General features: G+C 58.5%; 7 protein-coding genes. 2 read left to right on the forward strand and 5 right to left on the reverse strand.

All coding sequences use genetic code 11. The features are described 5' to 3' along the window. The coding region (locus tag NW820_RS07025; protein ID WP_414407075.1) for a hypothetical protein at positions 1 to 507 on the forward strand (507 nt) is incomplete at its 5' end. A gap of 9 nt (positions 508 to 516) precedes the next feature. On the opposite strand, the gene NW820_RS07030 is transcribed toward NW820_RS07025, so the two are convergent. From NW820_RS07030 to rpsO, 5 genes are all read right to left on the reverse strand, one after another. Continuing rightward, the gene (locus NW820_RS07030) at positions 517 to 2298 is read right to left on the reverse strand and encodes an NADPH-dependent assimilatory sulfite reductase hemoprotein subunit (RefSeq protein ID WP_414407076.1); all 1782 of its coding nucleotides are present in this window, start codon (positions 2296 to 2298) and stop codon (positions 517 to 519) included. Positions 2299 to 2451: 153 nt separating this feature from the next. Then, positions 2452 to 4479, reverse strand: a complete 2028-nt coding sequence (locus tag NW820_RS07035) for an ABC transporter ATP-binding protein/permease (protein WP_414407077.1) — start codon at positions 4477 to 4479, stop codon at positions 2452 to 2454. Positions 4480 to 4562: 83 nt separating this feature from the next. Continuing rightward, positions 4563 to 5756, reverse strand: a complete 1194-nt coding sequence (larC, locus tag NW820_RS07040) for a nickel pincer cofactor biosynthesis protein LarC (RefSeq protein WP_414407078.1) — start codon at positions 5754 to 5756, stop codon at positions 4563 to 4565. A gap of 96 nt (positions 5757 to 5852) precedes the next feature. Next, complete coding sequence (locus tag NW820_RS07045; protein ID WP_414373786.1) at positions 5853 to 6290, reverse strand: PAM68 family protein; 438 nt, start codon at positions 6288 to 6290, stop codon at positions 5853 to 5855. A 36-nt stretch (positions 6291 to 6326) separates the two neighbouring features. Further along, positions 6327 to 6602, reverse strand: coding sequence for a 30S ribosomal protein S15 (gene rpsO / locus NW820_RS07050; RefSeq protein WP_011431855.1), 276 nt, complete (start codon positions 6600 to 6602; stop codon positions 6327 to 6329). 92 nt (positions 6603 to 6694) lie between these two features. Between rpsO and NW820_RS07055 the strand changes: the two genes are divergently transcribed. Continuing rightward, positions 6695 to 7375: HEAT repeat domain-containing protein (locus NW820_RS07055; protein ID WP_414329553.1), on the forward strand; the 681-nt coding region annotated here is incomplete at its 3' end.

Raw genomic sequence — 7375 nt, forward strand, 5'->3', positions numbered from 1 at the left:
AAACAACCCGAGCTGGCCATACAGCAGGCGCTGCAGGCGGGGTTGGCGCTTGGGCAGTCGGTGGTGGAGTTGAACAGGTGTTTGCGGCAACTCTCCTACCCGCAGGTCAAGCTTGCCATCGGGATCCACTACGGCCCAGTCCTTTTGCTGCCCCTCGATCCCCAAGATCCGCAGCGGTTGTCCGCCTTCGGGAAGTCGGTTCAGTTTGCCACCTGGCTGGAGTCGGTTGAGGATGTTTCGCAAGGGGGGGAACAGTCTGAGGAACAGAGCTCTCGGTTGCTCATCTCGGCAGCTGTGTATCGAGCCGTGGAAGGGCAACTCCTGCAGGTGGAGCCTCTTTCGGTGAAACCTTTTCCCAACGCCAAACCCATCCGAGTTTACAGGGTGCACCCTGACCAAGTTAGCTTGCCGGCTGGCGAGGAGCAAGCTCCAGAAGCAACCAAGCCTGAACCGCTTGGATGGCTGGAAGCGCTCCGGGAATGGCTACAGGCTTGGTCTCGTTTTTGAGGGATCCCTTCAGGCAAAAACGCCATCCCTTTGCTGAACTTGGGCCTGCAAATAGGGGATCCCCATCCGGTGGCAGTAGTCGCCGAAGCTCTCGCCAGGACGGCGCTCCTGCTTGTAGACCTGCAGGAGAACTCTCATGAGCGGCACGATCTGGCTGATGTGTACCCGATCCTGAAACACTTGCGCCAGGCGATCCCCGCGGGGGCTGGCTCCCAGCCAAATCTGGTAGTAGCCATCGGGGGCGGATCCCACCAATCCCAGTTCCGCCAAGTAGGGTCGGGCACAGCCGTTGGGGCAGCCGGTCATGCGCACCAAAAAGGGCGAATCCTGCAGATCCAGCTCCTGCAACAGCCGATCCAACTGGCGAACCAGCCCCGGCAAAGCCCGCTCCGACTCGGTAATCGCCAACCCACAGGTGGGCAGGGCAGGGCAGGCCATCGACAGCCGCACCAGTTGGGGGATCTCTTCCTTGGAAAGCACCCCGTGGGATTTGAGGATCTGGTTGATGGCCTCCCGCTGGCCATCCTCGATGTCAATAAAGATCACGTCCTGAGTGGGGGTCAGCCGCATGTCCAGAGAAAAGGCTTCCACAATCCGGCGCAGTGCCGTCTTGAGCTGTCGCTCTGGGGTGTCCTGGATACGGCCATTTTCGATGGAAATGCCCAAAAACCAACGGCCATCCCCCTGCTCGTGCCAGCCCAGGTAGTCGTCGCTGTTGGGGACAAACTTGGGCATGCGCCGGAAGGGCAACAACTTCTCCCCCAGGTACTGCTCGACCACACGGCGAAACTTGCGGATCCCCCAGTCTCTCACCAAGTATTTCAACCGCGCCTGCTTGCGGTCGTGCCGGTTGCCGTAGTCCCGCTGTACCGCCAAAACCGCTTGGCAAACCCGATACACCGATTCCGGCGGGGCAAAGCAGAGCTTTTGGGCCAAAAGGGGCTGGGTTTCTTCCTTGCCGTGGGTACGCCCCATGCCCCCACCCACCACAATGTTGAAGCCCTTCAAGTTGCCCTTGCGATCCGTGAGCACAATCAAGCCCAAGTCCTGGGAGTACACATCTACCGTGTTTTCCCCAGCTACGGTGATGGCTGTCTTGAACTTGCGGGGCAAATAGACGGGGCCATACAGAGGTTCTGGCCCCTCCAGGCGCACCCCGTTGCCCACAAACTGCTCTGCTTCCCGCACTTCCTCATCCACCGGTGGGATGGGAACCGGCTCCCCATCCACCCAGATCTCGTAGTAGGCAGAGGTTTTTGGAGCCAACAGATCCGCCAGCTTGCGGGCATACTCTTGGGCATAGCGATAGGCAGGGCGATTTTTGTAGGGGGCAACCGGTGCCATCACGTTGCGGTTGACATCGCCGCAGGCGGCCAGGGTGGATCCCATCTGTTTGAGAATGCTGGCTATGGTGGCCTTGAGGTTTTTCTTGAGGATCCCGTGCAACTGAAAGGTTTGCCGCGTTGTGGCTCGCAGGGTGCCATTGCCGTACTCATCGGCCAGCCGATCCAGGGTCAAGTAAAGCTGGGGGGGCACGTGTCCCCCTGGGATGCGGGTGCGCAACATCATCGAATAGGCCCGCTCCAGCCCCTCCTGCTTTCGCTGCTGCCGCCGATCCCGGTCGTCCTGCTGGTAAGCCCCGTGAAACTTCAGCACCTGCACCGCTGCTTCGCTGAAGTGGGTGGTGTCTTGGGCCAGCTCCTGCTGAAGGGGATCCCGTAGAAAGTGGCTGTCTGCCTTGATCTGCTCCACCTTGGAGCGCTTGGCCTCGGATGGGATCATGGGGGGCATTGGTGATCTCCGGTAAACCGGTCGGAATACTTGTGAATAACAGGCTATCACCTCCTTTGAAGAGCGTCCAGTTGGAAAAGTCAGCCTCCTATCCGGGTTTTGTCCCAAACCCGCAAAGCTTGTCATTTGAGTCAGCTGGAGATGTCGGCGCTGCTAGCTGGCCAGGGCTAGGCGGGCACCGTACTCCTGCACCGACCACAGTTGCCAGGCACAATTCCCCTGCAGCTCCAAGACCAAGTCGTGGTAGGCCAGGAGGGTGGGGCGATGCCCAACGCTGATGTAGGTGGTGTTCAGGTGTTGCAGCTGCAGGTAGAGCAGTTTTTCGTTGGCCACATCCAGGGCGCTGGTGGCCTCGTCCAAAATGGCGTAGCGGGGCTGGGTGATCAAAATGCGGGCAAAGGCAAGACGCTGCTGTTCCCCAAGGGAGAGAGTGCTGGCCCAGTCTTTCTCCACATCAAAGCCGCCCACCCGCTCCGGCAAGTCTCCCAGGTTCACCTGGGCCAAGACTCGGATGAGATCTTCATCGGTGAGGTCTCGGCGGCGTTTGGGATAGAGCAGTTGATCCCGCAGGGATCCCAGCAGCATATAGGGTTTCTGGGGCAAAAAGAGCATCTCCTGAGTATCTGGGCGGGCGATGGATCCCTGGCCGTTGGTCCATAGGCCGGCAATGGCCCGCAATAGGGAACTTTTGCCGCTGCCGCTAACACCGACAATCAAAAGCCGCTGGCCGGCTTCCAAGGCGAAGGAGAGATCCCGCACCAGGGTTCGTTCTGAATTGGGGGTGAGCAAAGTGACGTGGTTTAGCGCCAATTGCTGGGCAATGCGAGTTTGAATGTTGCTTTCCCGAGCGCCGGTGTGGCGCAGCGCCGGATCTTCCAGAGACTCGTGAAAGGAGCCTAAGCGGTTGATCCCAGCGGCAAAACTGGAAATGCTCTGGATCTGGTTGGCCACAATGGAGAGGGCGCTCAACACCTGGCTGAAGGCAATGGTGGCCTGGGTGATGGTGCCGAAGTCTCGCACGCCGCTGAAGTAAAGGGGGGCGACGATGACATAGGGCACAATGCGGGTGAAATAGTTGTAGGCGTACTGGAAAATATCGATGATGGCCTGCCAGATGATCAGCAAGTTAAAATTGCGCAAGGCCGCACCAAAGCGATGCAAAATTTGCCTGAGTTCTTGATCCTCTCCCTGGTAGAAGGCAATGGACTCGGCATTATCCCGCACGTGCACTAAGCTGTAGCGAAAATCGGCTTCGTAGCGCAGTTGATCGAAGTTAATTTTGATCAGCTTGCGACCAGCCAAAATGGCAATAGCGGTACCAATGGTGGCATAGACCACCAGCCCCAACGCCAACGGACGAGAAATGCCATAGAGAATGCCAGTAAAAGCATAGAGGGTGAGAATCGAGTCGAGAATGTCCAACAGGAAGGAGAGGGTGGTGCCGGTAAAGGAGCGAACATCCTCGGAAATGCGCTGGTCGGGGTTGTCGATTTCGGTGTTGGCGGCGTTGGAATCCAGCTCGTAGTAAGCCCGCTGATCGAAGTAGCGATCCAGAAAATGATCGGTCAGCCATTCTCGCCAAAACAGCCCTAGCTTGAGGCGAGTGTAGCGGTAGATCACCAAAATCGGAATGGCTGAGATAATCAGCACTCCATAAATAATCAAAAACTGCCAGAAAGTGGGCTCTTCTTTTTGCTGCAGAGCTGTGTCGATAAACCGAAAGATAAAGCTGATCATCACGTTCAGCCGGTTGACCGTCAGCGACAGAAACAGCAAAAAGGTGAGCAGCACCCACTGCAACCAGCGCTGGCGAAGCTGCCGCCACACTGCCCCAAAACAAAGGCTGCTCAAAGCCAAGCTGATCGCGGCTACCCACAGCACCGGCGAGGACAAGTTTCTCTTCGTTTGGGCCACCAATCCGGCTGCCACATTGGTAAAAAACTCTGGGAACAGGGCCTGACCGACCAAAGTTACCCCAATCTCCACAAAGAACATCAGGGCAACCACAAACACCATGGCCGCTGCCAGCAAGCCCAAAAAGATCCAGCCCCCATAGCGCACTCTGGGGTAAAAGTAGGGCTGGGCCACGGTGATAAACCGATCCCACAGTTTGCGGTCAAAGTTAAATTGAGAGGCTTGGGATTCCATTGTTGTGGTCGGCGGAGAGAGCAAGATCGACATCTCCCAGGCTAGCAGGCCACGGCTGCCAATCTGTGTTCAATAGGAGCAAATTCCATTGGGGGTGGAACAGGTTCGGTGTCTCTTCAACCTTGCAACCGGCTTTGCCAAGCCGATTGGGCCGCCAGCCACACCGTCTGAACCGGCACGTGAAACTCCTGGGCGCGGGCCACACAGTCGCGAAACTCCGGCTGAGCGTTGACGATGCGGCCATGGTGGCGGGCCACTTTGATGTCGACCAAGCCGTAAGGGGTTTCCACCCGCTCGATAACCCGCTCCAGCAGGGTGCGCTGCTGTTGGAAGTGGCGAATGCCCAGGGTGGTGGTCTCCCGGAAGATGAGATCTTGACACTCCGGCACCCGATCCGGCGGACAGATGACGGTAAGCAGGATCCCCGGCCGCCCCTGTTTCATGGTGATCGGCTGGGTAAACACGTCCCAGGCCCCGAGGGCCAACAACTGCTCGCAGGTGTAGGCAACCACTTGGGGGTTGAGATCGTCGATTTGGGTTTGCAACACCGATACCGTTTCCGTTAGCTCTCCCCCATTGGCTTCCCCAATCCAGAGACGAAACACGTTGGGAATGGGCAGCTCTTGGGCACCGGCCCCACGCCCCACTTTTTCCACCCGCATCGGCGGACAGGGGCCAAACTCTTCCGCCAACGCCACAGCCAAGGCTGCTCCTGTGGGGGTCACCAGCTCGGCTTCCACCCCGTTGCTGAACACCGGCACGCGGCCCATTTCCCACAACTCGATCACCGCCGGCACCGGCACGGCCAATTTGCCATGCTCTGTGCTCACCCAGCCGCCCCCAACAGGATGGGGGGATGACAACACCCGCTCCACCTGCAGCCAATCCAGGCCAATGCAAGTGCCGACAATATCCACCAAAGCATCCACTGCCCCCACTTCGTGAAAGTGCACTTTTTCCACAGGCATCTGATGGACTTTTGCTTCCGCCTGCGCCAACTTTTCAAACACCGCCAAGCTGCGGGCCTTAATGGCTGGGGAAAGCTGGGATCCCGCGATCAAAGCCTGAATCTCTGCCCAATGCCGAGCAAGGGATCCCCCACTCTGGGATCCCAGCACCTCCACCACAGCTTGCAGAGCAGGCTGCCCACACCGCTGCACCCGGCTCACCTGCAGGCTATATTCCCCCTCGATGCCCAACGCCTGGAGCTGACGGTTGAGGTACTCCAAAGGCACCCCGCAATCCAGCAGGGCTCCTAGACACATATCGCCGGCAATGCCCGCCGCACAGTCGAAGTAGGCTATTTTCATGCTGGAGAACTGGGGGTAGCCGCTGCCGCCAGAATGGACTTGGATCCCTCTTGATTGTAGGCAGCAACCGGCCTGGAAAAGGCGATGGGAGAAGAATCAAGCTTCTCCAGAGTCGGAAGATTCAGAAGATCGGGCAGCAGATTCCCGCCACTGTTGGATGACGTTGCCCAAATTGCGCCGGAATTCTCCAATTCCCAGCAGGGATCCCGGCTCGGGATCCCAGGAAGCCGAGAACACACCGTAGCTGATGCCCAAAAAACCAAGGCCAAACAAAGTTAGCGACTCCGCCAAGGTGAAGTAAGGGGGCAGAGCGACCACATGGTTGGTCAAGAGATAGTAATTCACAAAAAAGCTGCTCAGGCCCAGCCCAGAAGGGATCCCAGAAAACACCAGAATCCGCCGCACCATCCGCCGGCTGACCTCAGGGGGAATCACGGCAACAGGCTCCTTCTTGGCCGGCTTCTTCTCCACCTCAACAGAGGCGGAGGGGGAGCGACGGCGAAAGGTTTTGGACTGGCGGCTGGATTTGCCCACGAAGACAGATCTCCGATAGCGTTTTGGATGGGCTGCCTACTTTTTCACCCGGATGTTCAGCCGTTCGGCCAGCTCCCGGAAGCGGTCAGGAGAATGCTTGGCGATGTAGTTGAGCAAACGCTTGCGACGACCGATCATCATCAGCAGGCCGCGGCGGGAGTTGAAATCCTTCGGGTTTCTCTGAAGGTGCTGAGAGAGCTGGTTGATGCGACTGGTGAGCAGAGCCACCTGAACCTCGGCAGAACCGGTGTCGGTGTCGTGCAGTCGATAGCTCTCAATGATCTGCTGCTTCTCTTGTTGCAATAAGGCCATAAGATCAAGGGACTGGATGCACTGCTTCAAGATAATAACATCGGCTTTTCCTCCCTCGCTATGGCCGAGGAGGGTTATGGAGAGAATGGGATATGACAACAACCTCTGGGGATCCTCCGGCACTGCCCGCTTTGCTGGAGCTGTTGAACTCACAAGACTTGGGAAATCGGCTGCGCGCTGTCAACAAAGCCAGAGAACTGCCTGGGCCAGAAGCCCTGACATTGCTGCAGCGAGCGATTCACGACGAGAATGCCCGCGTCCGTTATGCTGCCATCAGCCAGATGGGCACCCTGTCTGGCGTCGATCCGAACCTACTGTTGCCCATTTTGCAGCGCTCTTTGCGAGAGGATCCGGAGTTCGATGTGCGGGCTGCTGCCGCCGCTGCCCTGGGGGATCTCAAGCAGCCACAGGCCCTGGCCGATCTCCTGGAAGCTTATCGGCGAGAAACGGAGTGGCTGGTACGGTTTAGCATCATCGCTGCCCTGGGAGAGCTGGGGAACCCTGCCGCCTTCGACACTCTGGTGGAAGCTTTGCAGGACAAGAGCGAGCTGATCACCACAGCCGCTGCCGCTGCCTTGGGCGATCTGGGGGATCCGCGGGCCATCCCCTACCTGGATCCCCTCATTGATTCCGACGACTGGCAACTGCGCTACCGCGTCTGCATTGCCCTGGCCAAGTTGGGAACAGAAGCCGCTCGCGCCGGACTGACCCGGCTGGCCCAGGATTCCCAAGAACAGGTGGCCGTACATGCCCGGGCTGCCTTGGGATCCCTG

The sequence above is a fragment of the Synechococcus sp. R55.7 genome, assembly GCF_047461955.1.
In the GTDB taxonomy this organism is placed as follows: Bacteria; Cyanobacteriota; Cyanobacteriia; order Thermostichales; family Thermostichaceae; genus Thermostichus.